The following is a 14,375-nucleotide window of genomic DNA, read 5'->3' as shown; positions in this document are numbered from 1 at the left end:
TGGAATCGGCCGCATCCGGCCGAGAGGGGTGATCCGTGTTCGACAGTCCGCTGTCGGCGTCCGCATACGACGTTCTCGGCGTCGCCCCGGATGCCGATGACGAGGCCCTGCGCCGCGCGTATCGCCTGCGGCAGCGCCAGACCCACCCCGACACCGGCGGCGACGCCGCCGCGTTCATCCAGGTGCAGCGGGCCTGGGAGCTGGTCGGCACGCCGGATGCCCGTGCCGCCTACGACCGCGGGCACGGCTTCGGCACCGCCGCGCCGCCGGAGTGGTCGCCGTGGCAGGCGCCCCGCACGCCGGCGCGTGACACGCGCCCCCGCGCGCGTTCCTACGGCCACCCCGGTGGGTGGCGCCGCGAGCGCTATCTGTCGCTCATCCGGGAGTGGGCCGGCCGCGGTGTCGAGCTCGCCGACCCGTACGACCCCGCACTCGTGCGCTCGGCGCCCCATCAAGTGCGGCGCCTGCTGGCCGACGCGCTCGCCGAGGAGGCGACCGCGCGCATCGTCGCCGATCTCGGCATGGGCTACACCGTGTGGCACGACGTCGAGGCGGCGGGGCGCGGCGGCACCGCCGACGACAAGCTCGACCACATCGTCCTGGGCCCCAGCGGCCTGTACGGCATCCTGTCCGAGGACTTCGGCGGCCCGGTGCGCGTTCGGCGTGGCGAGCTCATCGGCGACGGCGTCGGCGATCCGCCCATCGCGGGCCTCCTCGCCCGGATGCGGGTGATCGCGCGCGCGGCCCGGGTACGGTTCAGCGGCGCCATCGTCGTGCTGCCGGATGAGGACGTCCTCGAACTCGTCGACGAGCTCGGGAAGGTCCGCGGGATGCCGGTGGCCGTCGTCGCGCGCAGCGCGCTGTCGACGGTGCTGCGGCGGGGCGTCACCGGGGTGCGCGACGTCGGCGGCAACGAGGTCTTCGACGTGCGCACGCGACTGCAGCGCGTCGTGCGCTACGTGTGAGGGGGAGCCGGCTCAGTCGGCCAGGCCGAACAGCACCAGCGGATGCGTCAGGCGCCACCAGGCCGAGGGGGGCTCGACGTCCCGCGCGAGCGTGAGCGCGACGGAGGTGGAATCGAGCGGCCCGTCGACGTCGAGCTGCCCGACCTGGTCGCCGGCGGTGCGGCTGTCGCCGAGGTCGAACGTGGTCGTGACCGTGCCCGATCCGCCGTTCCACAGGATCACGGAGGCATCGCCCGACGCGATCACGTCGACCTGCTCTCCCCACCGCGTCTCGACGGTTCCCGCCACCGTCCCGGCCGTCACCGACGGGCGGGGCTGGAGCTCGGCCTCCATCTGGTCGTAGAGCGCGCGGGACGCTGCGAGGCGGGCGTCGTCGTCGGGCTGCCCGAGCACCGACGCGTACAGCCGCACCGTGGTGTCGCCGATGACGACGTCCTTCGCCGACAGCAGGTTCCACGTGTCGAGCGTGCCGGTCTTGATGCCCACGACGCCGTCGTCGGCGAGGAGCTCATTGGTGTTCTCGACGCTGCCGGCGCCGGGCAGGTCCACCTGCCGCTTCGCGACGATCTCGGCGATGACGGGGTTCGCGAGCGCCTTCTGTGCCAGCGTGATGAGCGCGGCGGGCGTGGCCGTGTTGCCCGCGTCGAACCCGGTCGGCTCGACGACGGTGATCCCGGGCACGCCGTGCGTGTCGAGCCAGTCGCCTGCGGCCGAGGCGTAGACGGCGTCGGTCGGCCAGATCCGGTTCGCGAGGCGGTCGGCGTAGTTGTTGGCGGAGCCGATCAGCATGCCCTCGAGCATCTGGTACTGCGTGAGGCTGCCGCCGACGGGCACGTCGAGCGCCGACTCGCCGCGGGCTCGGTAGTTCCAGTACGCCAGCGTGTCGTTGTAGCCGAACCAGTAGTCCGGGCCCTGCTCTCCGGCGGCGAGCGGCATCTCGTCGAGCACGACGAGGGCGGTGACGAGCTTGGTGATGCTCGCGATCGCGTCGGGCGAGTCGGCGGACGACAGCGTCCCGCGGATGCCGGCGACCGAGATCGCCGCGCTGCCGCTCTCGGGCCACGCCGGAGCCGCGGCCGCCGCGGGCAGCGGCGTGACCTCGTCGGCGGCGATCGTCGGTTCGATGGCGTGCAGCGGCCACAGCAGCGTGGTGAGGCAGTAGGCGACCACCACGGCCAGGGCGATAGCGGTGGGCGCCAGCACACCCGGGCGCAGCAGCGTGCGTCGCGGCGGCCGGTCGAGCAGCCCCGCCGACATCAGCATGGGGGTCGTGATCGGGCGCGGCGTCAGGGTGCGCTCGTCCAGCCACTCCAGCGCCATCCGCCGGTCGGGATCGTCCTCGACATCCTCCGAGGAGGACGTGTCAGGCGCCCCCGCGGCGCTCTCCCCGTCGACGGTCCCGTCGTCGACCGCCTGCTCGTCCGCCGCCTCGTGGGGGGTCCCGTCGTGGACCATCTCGTCGGTCTCGACGTCGGCGACCGGCAGGGCGGCCGTGTCGGCGGCGACGACGCCGTGCTCGTCGGGCGCACGGTCGAGTGCGACGTCGTCGTCCGTCATGTTCTCGTCAGCCGTCATGAGTGCCGTCCCCCCGGCGTCGATCGGCGCAGTCAGGCTGCCTCGCGCACGGGCTTCGCGGCGTGACAGGGGTGGGGCGTCGTCGACGGTCACCATAAGAAAATACCCTGCGTGCGGGGCTATACTCGCACCCACACAAACCACGGGAGTCCGGCGTGCCGGGCTGAGAGGAAGCGAACCGCGCTTCGACCGTCGAACCTGATCCGGATCATGCCGGCGCAGGGAGGAGTCAAATGAACACGTCTGCATCCACGTCCGCACCCGCCACGGGGACCGCCTCCGCTCGTCGCAGCCTGCGCTGGAGGGTCGTCGACATCGTGGTCGCCAGCGTCATCGGCGTCGCGTCGGGGCTGATCTTCCTGCTGTGGAACGTCGGCTACCTCGGCCCCTCCGCGCTTCTCGAGCCGCTGCTGCCGGGCCTGCAGGGTCTTCTCGACGGACCCTGGCTGTTCGCCGGCGTGCTCGGCGCGCTCATCATCCGCAAGCCGGGCGCGGCGATCTACACCGAGACGCTCGCGGCCGTCGTGTCGGCACTCGTCGGCAACCAGTGGGGCGGCTTCCTCACGCTCGAAGCCGGACTGGTGCAGGGGCTCGGGGCCGAGCTGATCTTCCTGCTTTTCCTCTACCGCCGGTGGAACCTGCCGGTGGCGATCCTCGCGGGGGTCGGCGCTGCGCTGGCCGGCGCCGTGAACAACCTCATCCTCTGGTACGCCGGAGCCGACACCGTCTTCACCGTGGTGTACCTCGCGAGCGCCATGGTCTCGGGCGCCCTCATCGCGGGCCTCCTGTCTTGGCTGCTCGCCCGGGGCCTGGCGGCGACGGGGGCGCTGGACCGGTTCGCGTCGGGGCGCGAGGCTCGCGCCCGCGTCTGAGCGCGTGGGCACGGAGACGCCCCGCGCGGCGGCCGTCGAGGCGCGCGATTGGGGATGGCGCCACGCGTCGCGTCGGGCCTGGGCGCTGCGCGACGTTTCGCTGCGGATCGACCCCGGCGAGCGCGTGCTGCTGCTCGGGGCATCGGGCTCGGGCAAGTCGACGCTGCTGCACGCGCTCGCGGGCGTGGTCGGCGGTGAGGAGGAGGGCGAGTCGCAGGGCGAGATCCTGGTCGACGGCCGGCCGGCGTCGGCCTCGCGCGGGCGCGCGGGCCTGGTCCTGCAGGACCCCGACGCGCAGGTGATCCTCGCGCGCGTCGGCGACGACGTCGCGTTCGGCTGCGAGAACCTCGGGGTTCCCCGGCAAGAGATCTGGCCGCGCGTGCGCGAGGCGCTCGAGGCCGTGGGCCTGGATGTGCCGCTCGACCGCGAGACCAAGGCGCTCTCCGGCGGGCAGAAGCAGCGTCTCGCGCTCGCCGGCGCCGTCGCGATGCGCCCGGGTCTGATCCTGCTCGACGAGCCGACGGCGAACCTCGATCCCGACGGCGTCGCCGAAGTGCGCGATGCCGTCGGGTCGCTGCTCGAGGCGCATCCCGCGACGCTGGTCGTCGTCGAGCACCGGGTCGACGTGTGGCTCCCGCTCGTCACCCGCGTCATCGTGCTCGGCGCCTCGGGCGTGATCGCCGACGGTCCGCCGGACCGCGTCCTGCGGGGCGAGGGCCGGCGCCTGGCCGAGGCGGGAGTGTGGGTTCCCGGGATGCCGCCCGCGCATCCGGCGGCGCCCGCTCTCGCGCCCGGTGAGTCGCTGCTCGAGGCGAGCGCGCTCGCCGTGCAGCGGGTGACGGGGCATCCTGTCGCGGCGGGGATCGACCTCGACGTCCGCGCCGGCGAGGCCCTCGCGATCACCGGACCGAACGGCGCGGGCAAGTCCACGCTCGGCCTCACGATCGCCGGGCTCCTGCCGCCGGCATCCGGCGAGCTGTCCGCGACGGCCGCCCTCGCCGGCGATCTGGGGGCCTGGCCCGTGCGGTGGAAGTCGCGTCACCTGCTCACGCGCATCGGCACGGTCTTCCAGGACCCCGAGCACCAGCTGCTGTCCCGCACCGTGCGCGAGGAGCTCGAGGTGGGGCCGCGCGCCCTGCGGCTCGACGCGGGCGAGACGCGACGGCGCGTGGACGCGCTCCTCGAACGGCTGCGGCTCGAGCATCTCGCCCGCGCGAATCCGTACACCCTCTCGGGCGGGGAGAAGCGACGACTGACGGTGGCGGCGGCGCTGGCCACCCGCCCGCGGGTGCTCGTGCTGGACGAGCCGACCTTCGGGCAGGACGCCCGCACGTGGGGCGAGCTCGTGGCGCTCCTGGCGGGTCTGCGCGACGACGGCGCCGCCGTCGTCGCGGTCACCCACGACCGCGACGTGGTCGAGGCGCTCCACGCCCGCACCTACGCGCTGGCCGGGGGTGCGGCGTGACCCTGCTGGACGCTCGCGCGCGCGTCGGCGCCGTCGCCGCGATCAACCCGGTCGCCAAGCTCGGCGCCGCGGCGATCATCGCCGTGCCGCTCGTGTTCACGCTCGACGTCGTCTCGGCCGCCGTCGCTCTGATGCTCGAGCTGGCGCTCATGCCGTTCGCGGGTCTGGGGTGGCGGGAGTTCTGGACGCGCACGTGGCCGGTGTGGATCGCGGCGCCGCTGACCGGCCTCACGATCGCCCTGTACGGCGAGGCCTCCGGCGAGATCCACCTGGAGTGGCTCGCCGTGCGCGTCAGCGACGGGTCGCTGCTGCTGGCCGCCGCCACGATGCTGCGCGTGCTCGCGATCGCGCTGCCGTCCGTGGTCCTGTTCGTCACCGTCGATCCGACCGACCTCGCCGACGGTCTCGCGCAGGTCCTCCGGCTGCCCGCACGGTTCGTGCTGGGTGCCCTCGCCGGACTTCGCATGGTGGGACTGTTCCTCGACGACTGGCGCGCGCTCGAGCTGGCCCGGCGTGCGCGCGGCGTGGCAGACCGCGGCCGCATCCGCCGCTTCGTCGGGATGGCGTTCGCCCTGCTCGTCCTCTCGATCCGCCGGGGCGCGAAGCTGGCCACGGCGATGGAGGCACGCGGCTTCGGCGCCCCGGCCCGCCGGACGTGGGCGCGCACGTCGCGATTCGGCGGCCGCGAATGGGTGCTGATCGCCCTGGGCGCCGGCATCGCGGCCGTGGCGGTGGCAGCCGCGATCGCCGCGGGCACGTGGAACTTCATCCTCGGCCCGGGGTGACCGGAATCCGTCGTCTTCGGTAGCATCCGGGCAGGACGAGAGGCGGATCGATGGCGAGCACCTGCACCCACCTGGACACCGTCCGCGACGTCACACCGTCGGGCGCCGGCTGCGAGGAATGCCTGCGCACGGGCGGGCACTGGGTCCATCTGCGCATCTGCATGGCCTGCGGGCACGTCGGATGCTGCGACAACTCGCCGGGCAGGCATGCCACCGGCCACTGGCACGAGCACGAGGATCACCCCCTCGTACGGTCGTTCGAGCCCGGGGAGTCGTGGTGGTGGTGCTACCCGGAGAGACTCGTGTTCGAGATCGACGGTGCCGCACCGATGCGGCCCGCGGACTGAAGACCCGCCGTCCTGGGGCTACCGCCCGCCCGCACCGCTGGATAGTCTGACCGGCAGGCTGGGGCTCGCGTGCGGACCGACCGCGCGCCGGACGAGGGAGCTGCCGTGCGCGAACGCGGGTTGATCCTGCTCATCATCGAGAACGAGGACATCTCCGATGCTCTCTCGGCGATCCTCGAGGAGAACAGCTACGACGTGCGCACCGCCACCGGTGCCGCGGACGACACGATGGCGGCCCTGCGCGGCTCGCCGGACCTCATCGTCGTCGGCGCGTACCTCCGCCAGGTGGATTCCTTCGCGCTGGTCGAAGAGCTGCGTCGGACGCCGGTCGCCGAGGATCTGCCGGTCGTCTTCGTCGCGGCCGAGGACGACGCCGACACCAGGGTGCGCGGTCTCGAGGCCGGCGACGACCTGATCGTCACCCCGCTGGACGCCCGCGAGGTGCTCACGCGCATCGAGCGTCAGGTGACGGTCTCGAAGGTGCGCCTGGCGCTGCGCGAGTCCGAGGCGAAATTCCGCTCGGTCATGGAGTCCGCGATCGACGCGATCATCTCGGCGGACGCCGAGGGCATCATCCGCAGCTGGAACAGCGCCGCCGCGGCCCTGTTCGGCCGCAGCGAGGCCGAGGCCGTCGGGCAGCGACTCGAGCTCATCATCCCGGACCGCTTCCACGAGGCGCACCGCATCGGCGTCCACCGCGTCTCCTCGGGCGGCGAGACCCACGTGATCGGCCAGACCGTCGAGCTCGCGGCCGTGCGCGCCGACGGCTCGGAGTTCCCCATCGAGCTGTCGCTGGCGACGTGGTTCCTCGACGAGGACCGGTATTACACGGGCATCATCCGCGACATCTCGGAGCGCAAGCAGGCCGAGCAGAAGTTCCGCTCGGTCACCGAATCGGCCATCGACGCCATCATCTCGGCGGACCACACCGGGTGCATCGTCTCGTGGAACTCCGCGGCGACGCGCATCCTCGGCCATACCGAGGAGGAGGCGGTGGGCCGCAGGCTCGAGTTCATCATCCCGGAGCGCTATCACGACCTGCATCGCGCCGGCATGAAGCGGTACACCGAGACCGGCGATCCGCACGTCATCGGCACCACCGTCGAACTGTCGGCGATCACGAAGGCGGGCGACGAGATCCCGATCGAGCTGTCGCTGTCGACGTGGACCGTCCGCGAGGACCGCTACTACACCGGCATCATCCGCGACATCGCCGAGCGCAAGGCGGCCGAGGAGGCGCTGCGCCTGAGCGAGCAGGAGCTGCGTGAGAAGAGCGACGAGCTGGGCCGCAAGAACACCGAACTCCAGGCGACGCTCGAGCGCATCGGCCAGATGCAGGACCAGCTCGTGCTGCAGGAGAAGATGGCCTCGCTCGGCAAGCTCAGCGCCGGCATGGCCCACGAGATCAACAACCCCGCGGCGGCGGCTCAGCGCGGCGCCGCGCAGGCGATCGCGATCTTCTCCAAGCTGCAGCAGGCGCAGCTGAGCCTCGGCTCGCTCGGTGTCTACGAGGCGAAGCTCAAGCGGCTCTCACGGCTGGACCGCCTCGCCGAGGACCGCGCGCGCGAGCCCCTGTCGATCAGCGCGCTCGATCGCAGCGATCGCGAGATGGAGCTCGAGGACTGGCTCGACGAGCGGGGCATCGACGACAGCGGCGAGCTGGCCCCCGCGCTCGTCGCTCTGGGGCTGACGAGGGAAGGGCTCGACGAACTCGAGGAGGGGTTCACCTCCGACGAGTTCGACGTCATCGCCCCGTGGCTCGGCTACAAGTACATGATCTACACGCTGCTCGCCGAGATCACCGTGGGAACGAACCGCATCGTCGAGCTCGTCAAGGCGCTGAAGACCTACACCTACATGGACCAGGCGCCGGTGCAGGACGTCGATGTGCGCGCGGGGCTCGAGAACACGCTGATCATCCTCCACAACAAGCTCAAGCGCGGCGTGACGGTGATGCGCGAGTACGCCGACGACCTCCCGAAGATCCAGGCCTATGCGAGCGAGCTGAACCAGGTGTGGACGAACCTCATCGACAACGCCATCGACGCCATGGGCGGTGAGGGGACCCTCGTCGTCCGCGCGCACCGCGTGGACGATTGGGTCGAGGTCCAGATCCAGGACGACGGTCCCGGCATCCCGGCCGGGAACGTCTCGCGCATCTTCGACCCGTTCTTCACCACCAAGCCGCCGGGCGAGGGCACAGGGCTGGGGCTGAACATCTCGCACAACATCATCGTCCAGAAGCACCGCGGCGAGATCACCGTCACGAGCGAGCCCGGCGCGACGTGCTTCTGCGTGCGGCTGCCGATCGGCATCAGCCCGGCCGACGAGGAGTGACGCCCATGGTCAAGCCCGTCATCTTCAGCGTCGACGACGAGCCCCATGTCCTCGGAGCCATCGCCCGCGACCTGCAGGCGCACTATCGGCAGGATTTCCGCATCGTTCGCGCGGGGTCGGGCGCCGAAGCGCTCGAGGCCGCGCAGGAGCTGAAGCGGCGCGGGACGCCGGTGGCGCTGTTCCTGGTCGACCAGCGGATGCCGGGGATGAGCGGCACGGAGTTCCTGGAGCGGGCGATCGCGCTCTATCCCGATGCCAAGCGCGTGCTGCTGACGGCGTACGCCGACACCGACGCCGCGATCGCCAGCATCAACACCATCGATCTCGACTACTACCTGCTCAAGCCATGGGATCCGCCCGAGGAGCGTCTGTACCCGGTGCTCGACGAGCTGCTGGGGGACTGGCGGGCGAACGTGCCCGTCGGGTACGACGGCATCCGCGTCGCCGGCACACTGTGGTCGCCCGCCAGCCACGCCGTGAAGGACTTCCTCGCGCGCGGGCAGATCCCGTACCAGTGGCTCGACATCGAGAAGGACGCCCAGGCCGCGGCCATGGTGGACGCTTCGTCGGGCGAGCAGGTCCGGCTCCCGGTGATCTTCTTCCCCGACGGCACGACGCTGGCCGACCCGCCGCTGGCGCAGCTCGCCGAGAAGGTCGGGCTCCGCGCGCCCGCCCAGCAGCCCTTCTACGACCTGATCGTCGTGGGCGCGGGACCGGCGGGGCTCGCCGCCGGCGTCTACGGCGCGTCCGAGGGGCTGCGCACCGTCGTCATCGAGCGCGAGGTCGCCGGTGGGCAGGCGGGGACGAGCTCGCGCATCGAGAACTACCTGGGATTCCCCAACGGGATCTCGGGAGCGGATCTCGCCCGGCGCGCCGCCACGCAGGCCAAGCGCCTGGGCGCCGAGCTGCTCGCCGCGGTCGAGGTCACGGCGGTCCGCGTGGACGGCGACTACAAGATCATCACCCTCGACGACGGCACGGAGCTGCGCTGCCACGCTCTCGTGCTCGCCACCGGTGTCAAGGTCCGCACGCTCGACGTCCCCGGAGCCGAGCGACTGCAGGGCGCGTCGCTGTACTACGGCGCCGCCGCGTCCGAGGCGGCGGCCTACGCGGGGCGGCACGTCATGGTCGTGGGCGGCGCGAACTCGGCCGGCCAGGGCGCGATGTTCCTGTCGCGGTACGCCGCGCAGGTCGACATCCTGGTGCGCGGGGACTCCCTCGCCCACAGCATGTCGCGCTACCTCATCGACCAGATCGAGGCGGTGCCGAACATCGCCGTGCGCCCGCACATCCAGGTGCGCGAGCTGATCGGCGACGACCACCTCGAGCGCGTGCGCCTGAAGGACGCGCGCACCGGCGAGGAGACGGAGGAGGATGCCGACGCGATGTTCGTCTTCATCGGCGCCGTCCCCTGCACCGCCATCGTCGACGGACTCGTCGAGACGCAGGACGGCTTCGTGGTGACCGGGCAGGACCTCATCCGCGAGGGCCGGCGGCCGCGCGGATGGGCGCCCGCGCGCGACCCCTTCCTGCTCGAGACGAGCGTGCCGGGGATCTTCGCCGCGGGTGACGTGCGGCACGACGTCATGCGCCGCGTCGCCTCGGCAGTGGGCGAAGGCGCCGTCGCGGTGAGCCTCGTGCACAAGTACCTGCAGACGGTGTGACGCGATACGCAGTCCCGCGTATGCTGAGACGGCATCCCACAGAGTTCGAAGGAGAACGCATGGACATCACCGGTGCATCCGCTCTCGTCACCGGAGGCGCGAGCGGCCTGGGCTTCGCGACGGCCCAGCGGCTCGCCGCCGGCGGGGCGCATGTCACGATCGTCGACCTGCCGACCTCCGCCGGCGACGAGGCCGCGGCCTCCATCGGCGGGACGTTCGCGGCCGCCGATGTCACGGATCCGGATCAGGTCGCGGCGGCGGTCGAGGTCGCCGCCGGTGCCGGGCCCCTGCGGGTCGTCGTCAACTGCGCCGGCATCGCACCGCCCGCGAAGGTGCTGGATCGGGAGGGTCGCCCGACGCCGCTCGCGGCCTTCGAGCGCATCGTCCGCGTCAACCTCATCGGCACGTTCAACGTCATCCAGCAGGCGGCCGCGGTCATCGCCCGCACCGAGCCCGCCGACGGCGGCGATCGCGGCGTCATCGTCAACACCGCCAGCGTCGCGGCCTTCGACGGGCAGATCGGCCAGCCTGCGTACTCGGGCAGCAAGGGCGGCGTCCACGCGATGACGCTGCCGATCGCCCGCGAGCTCGCGCGCTACGGCATCCGCGTGTGCACGATCGCGCCGGGCATCATGGAGACCCCGATGCTCAAGGGCCTGCCGCCGGCTGCGCAGGAGTCGCTCGGGCAGCAGGTGCCCTATCCGCAGCGGCTCGGCCGCCCCGACGAGTACGCGGACCTCGTCGCGGCCATCGTCGCCAACGGCTACCTCAACGGCGAGACGATCCGGCTCGACGGCGCGATCCGGATGGCGCCGAAGTGAGCGCGCCCGTGAACGACGCCGTCCTGCTGTCGGTCGACGACGGTCTGGCGAGGCTCACCCTCAACCGGCCGCAGCGTCTCAACGCCTTCAACATCGACCTCGCCCATGCGTGGGCGGAGACCACCGTCGAGGCGACGAGCCGCGACGACGTGCGGGCGATCCTGCTGGATGCGACCGGCCCGGCGTTCTGCGCCGGTGGCGATGTGGTCGAGATGGCCACGACCATGGGGTCGGGTTCGGACATCGACCGCCTGGCGGGCGTGATCAACACGGGCATTCGCGCGCTCACCGAGTCGGCGATCCCGGTCGTCGCCGCAGCGCACGGAACCACCGCGGGCGGCGGACTCGGCATCCTCATGTGCAGCGACTACGCGGTGGTCGGGGAGGACTCGCGCATCGGCAGCCTCTACGCGAACATCGGCCTGACGCCGGACCTGTCGGTCTCGGCCCACCTCGCCCGCGCCGTCGGCGAACGGCGCGCGCTGCAGCTCGTGCTGCAGGACCGGCTGCTCTCCGCCGCCGAGGCGAAGGAGTGGGGGCTGGTCGCCGAGGTCGTGGCGCCGGACGCGGTCCGGATGCGGGCCGAGGAGATCGCACGCGGCTGGATCGCGGGCGCCGCGGGCGCCTACGGGCAGGCCAAGCGCCTGATCCGGTCGCAGCCGGCGCGCACGTTCGCCGAGCAGCTCGCCGAGGAGGCGCGCTCGATCGGCGCCGCGTTCGAGACGCCCGACGCCCAGGCCCGCATCGCCGCCTTCGCGGCCCGAGCCGCGAAGGGCTCCCGCTGACCCCCCAGACCGTGTCCCACTTTCTGCCGCTCGGCGACGTCGCAGGCGGCAGAATGTGGGACATCCAGAAGAGAGGACGAGGATGATCTCGCTCAACGGAAAGACCATCCTGATGTCGGGCGGCAGCCGCGGCATCGGCCTCGCGATCGCGTTGCGCGCCGCCCGCGACGGCGCCAACGTCGCGATCCTCGCCAAGACCGACGCGCCGCACCCCAAGCTCGAAGGCACCGTCCACACGGCCGCCGAGCAGATCCGCGCCGCCGGCGGTCAGGCGCTGCCGATCGTCGGCGACGTGCGCAACGACGACGACATCACCGAAGCCGTGCTGACGGTGCAGGGCGAGTTCGGCGGCATCGACATCGTGGTCAACAACGCCAGCGCGATCGACCTGTCGGGCTCGCTCGACCTCGACGCGAAGAAGTACGACCTGATGCAGGACATCAACGTCCGCGGCACCTTCATGCTGTCGCGCGCCGCGATCCCGATGCTGAAGGATGCCGAGAACCCGCATATCCTCACGCTCTCGCCGCCGCTCAACCTCTCGCCGAAGTGGCTCGGGGGCCACACCGGGTACACGCTGGCCAAGTACGGCATGACGATGGTGACCCTCGGCATGGCCGCGGAGTTCGCCGGAGACGGCATCGCCGGAAACACGCTCTGGCCCCGCACCACGATCGCGACCGCCGCGGTGCAGCACTCGCTCGGCGGGGACCGCATGATGAAGGTCAGCCGCACTCCCGAGGTGTACGCGGATGCTGCCTACGAGGTCCTCGTCAAGCCGTCGCGCGAGTACACCGGTCAGACGCTCGTGGTCGAGGACGTGCTCGAGGCCGCCGGGGTCACGGACTTCTCGGGCTACGCCGCCGTACCGGGCACGCCCGATTCCGCGCTGTTCCCCGACATCTTCCTCGACTGACCCGTCCGTTGATGAGCCGGCCGGTCCGCGTCAGCCGACGACCGGCACGGCGATCGCGGTGATGGTCACGACGCCGTCCGCGCGCCATTGCAGATCGAGCAGCTCCGTCTGGGGCGGCCGCAGCGCGACCGCGATCTCCTCGACGGGCAGGTACAGGTGCAGTGCCCCCTGCGCGGCATCCGCGACGGTCTCGCACGAGTGCCGGATGTTGCCGTGCCGTTCCAGGAGCAGGCAGTGCCGGCGCCCGTCCGGCGCCTCGATCCCGTAGATCCACAGCTCCCACCCGAAGACGTCTCCCAGCAGCGAAGCCCAGTCCACGTCGCCGACGACGGGGATCGTCGGCCAGGACTCGGCCAGATCCACCTCGAGCGAGTTGCCGAGCGGGCCGGTGATCTCGATCCGGTCGATGATGTACGTCTCGGCGGCGGGCGCCGTGGGCAGGGGGTCCGCCGTGCTGAGCGGCTCGGGCCGGGTGGCCCAGAAGAAGGCCGCGGCGATCGCGAGGGCCCCGGCGACGCCGGCGGATGCCGCGATGAGCGTTCGGCGGTGCCGCGCGGGGGCGCGCCCCGTTGCGACGGCCGGCTCATCCGCGGAGGCAGAGGTGTCGTCCGTGGTGGATTCGTCGCCGGTGACGGGTTCGCCGTCGAGGTCCGATCGGCGCGGGTGGGCATCCGTATGGGGAGGGTCCTCGGCCCCCGTGGCCGCGACGCTGCCGCGGGCCGCGCGGGCGCGATCCTCGAGCTCCGCCAGGCGGGCGCCGGCCGCGGGATCGTCGGCGATGTCGGCATCCGGGCCGTACGCACGTCGGCGCAGCGCTTCGAGCTCGGCGCGGGCGTCGTCGTCCATCGGCCTCCACGCTACGCCGACGATCGGTCGGCGGGGCCGGGACGCGTCAGATCAGGCCGTGGCGGCGGAAAGCAGTCCACACGCCGTCGGCGCGGACGCTGGTGGTGACCTCGTCGGCGATCTGCTTGAGCTCGTCATCGGCGTTGCCCATGGCGATCCCGACTCCGCACACCTCGAACATCTCGACGTCGTTCCAGCTGTCGCCGATGCCGATCGCGTCGTGCGCGCCGATGCCGAGATGCGCGAGCACCTCGACGATCGCGGCGCCTTTGGTGGTGCCGTGCATGCCGATCTCGCCGTTGGACCCGCCGGGAAGCGGCATGCTGCCGGGGACGACATGGAACGTGTCGCCGAGGTCCTCGCGCGCGCGGGCGACGGCATCCGTCGAATCGCTGATGAAGACCGCCTTGGCGATGCGCGTGAGGTCGGCGTCGGCCAGGTCGTGGAAGCGGGGGCGGCCCTGCGGCGCCGTCTGCGCATCGTCGGCGCGCTCGTGGCCGACCCAGCGGCGGATCATCTCGGTCATCGCATCGCGCACCGGTGCGGAGGCGTAGATGCCGTCGTCGGCCTGCAGGAACAGCAGGATGCCGGCGGCTTCGGCCCAGGCCAGCAGACGCTCCGGGGCGCCCGCGGGCATCGGGTCGGCGACCACCGTCTCGCTGCCGCTGACCGCATACGCGCCGCCGTTGGTGATCGCCCCGTCGAAGCCGATGTCGCGGACCGCAGGGTGGATGTCGGCTGCCGCGCGACCCGTGCTCAGGTACACGAGATGGCCGGCGGCGCGGGCGCCCCGGACGGCCTCGACGGTGGAGTCGGCGATGGTCTGGCCGTGGTCGAGGATCGTCCCGTCGACGTCGAGGAAGGCGATGCGGCGTGGAGAGGTCACGTGTTCCATTCTGCGGTGTGTGCGCGTATCGCCGAGCCGCCCCTTCTTGCAGACCCACCCCTGCGCTCGCGCGGAGATGGGGGCCGGTCGCAGCGAAAGGGGCGGCTCGGC

The 14,375-nt window shown here is 72.1% G+C and carries 13 protein-coding genes and 1 riboswitch; of the genes, 10 read left to right on the top strand and 3 right to left on the bottom strand.

Annotation, left to right across the window (positions count from 1 at the left end):
- The first annotated feature begins 35 nt into the window (after positions 1-35).
- Positions 36-965 carry a DnaJ domain-containing protein gene (locus P0L94_12260; protein ID WES63229.1) on the top strand — a complete coding sequence of 310 codons (930 nt, stop codon included), beginning with the start codon at positions 36-38 and terminating at the stop codon, positions 963-965.
- A gap of 12 nt (positions 966-977) precedes the next feature.
- Here the strand turns inward: P0L94_12260 and P0L94_12255 are convergent, their stop codons facing one another.
- On the bottom strand, positions 978-2,540 hold the full coding sequence (locus P0L94_12255) for a hypothetical protein (protein WES63228.1): 1,563 nt from the start codon (positions 2,538-2,540) through the stop codon (positions 978-980).
- A gap of 132 nt (positions 2,541-2,672) precedes the next feature.
- Positions 2,673-2,782, top strand: a riboswitch (TPP riboswitch).
- Here P0L94_12255 and P0L94_12250 point away from each other — a divergent pair.
- The 9 genes from P0L94_12250 to P0L94_12210 all read left to right on the top strand — a co-directional run bounded on the left by P0L94_12250 (position 2,774) and on the right by P0L94_12210 (position 12,532).
- Positions 2,774-3,412 (top strand): ECF transporter S component, encoded by a 639-nt coding sequence (locus P0L94_12250; protein WES63227.1) that lies wholly within the window; start codon positions 2,774-2,776, stop codon positions 3,410-3,412. It overlaps the preceding riboswitch by 9 nt.
- 4 nt (positions 3,413-3,416) lie before the next feature.
- A complete protein-coding gene (locus P0L94_12245) occupies positions 3,417-4,877 on the top strand; it encodes an ATP-binding cassette domain-containing protein (GenBank protein ID WES63226.1) in 1,461 nt (486 codons plus the stop codon).
- Positions 4,874-5,662, top strand: a complete 789-nt coding sequence (locus tag P0L94_12240; GenBank protein ID WES63225.1) for an energy-coupling factor transporter transmembrane component T — start codon at positions 4,874-4,876, stop codon at positions 5,660-5,662. The genes P0L94_12245 and P0L94_12240 overlap by 4 nt, the downstream gene beginning before the upstream one ends.
- Positions 5,663-5,712: 50 nt before the next feature.
- Positions 5,713-6,009: a UBP-type zinc finger domain-containing protein gene (locus P0L94_12235; protein WES63224.1), complete on the top strand. Its 297-nt coding sequence runs from the start codon at positions 5,713-5,715 to the stop codon at positions 6,007-6,009.
- Between the two features lie 69 nt (positions 6,010-6,078).
- Positions 6,079-8,346, top strand: coding sequence for a PAS domain S-box protein (locus P0L94_12230; protein ID WES63223.1), 2,268 nt, complete (start codon positions 6,079-6,081; stop codon positions 8,344-8,346).
- A gap of 5 nt (positions 8,347-8,351) precedes the next feature.
- Positions 8,352-10,010, top strand: a complete 1,659-nt coding sequence (locus tag P0L94_12225; protein WES63222.1) for an FAD-dependent oxidoreductase — start codon at positions 8,352-8,354, stop codon at positions 10,008-10,010.
- 59 nt (positions 10,011-10,069) lie between these two features.
- On the top strand, positions 10,070-10,831 hold the full coding sequence (locus tag P0L94_12220; GenBank protein ID WES63221.1) for an SDR family oxidoreductase: 762 nt from the start codon (positions 10,070-10,072) through the stop codon (positions 10,829-10,831).
- Between the two features lie 8 nt (positions 10,832-10,839).
- A complete protein-coding gene (locus P0L94_12215) occupies positions 10,840-11,616 on the top strand; it encodes an enoyl-CoA hydratase/isomerase family protein (protein ID WES63220.1) in 777 nt (258 codons plus the stop codon).
- A gap of 82 nt (positions 11,617-11,698) precedes the next feature.
- Entirely contained in the window at positions 11,699-12,532 is an 834-nt protein-coding gene (locus P0L94_12210; protein ID WES63219.1) for an NAD(P)-dependent oxidoreductase, read from the top strand.
- 30 nt (positions 12,533-12,562) lie between these two features.
- Here the strand turns inward: P0L94_12210 and P0L94_12205 are convergent, their stop codons facing one another.
- The gene (locus P0L94_12205) at positions 12,563-13,378 is read right to left on the bottom strand and encodes a hypothetical protein (protein ID WES63218.1); all 816 of its coding nucleotides are present in this window, start codon (positions 13,376-13,378) and stop codon (positions 12,563-12,565) included.
- A gap of 46 nt (positions 13,379-13,424) precedes the next feature.
- The gene (locus P0L94_12200; protein WES63217.1) at positions 13,425-14,264 is read right to left on the bottom strand and encodes an HAD family hydrolase; all 840 of its coding nucleotides are present in this window, start codon (positions 14,262-14,264) and stop codon (positions 13,425-13,427) included.
- Positions 14,265-14,375 lie beyond the last annotated feature (111 nt).

It is taken from the genome of Microbacter sp. GSS18 (assembly GCA_029319145.1).
Classification (GTDB): Bacteria; Actinomycetota; Actinomycetes; order Actinomycetales; family Microbacteriaceae; genus Microbacterium.
The sequence above is the reverse complement of the archived record's forward strand: the minus strand, read 5'-3'. Positions and strand labels throughout refer to the sequence as shown.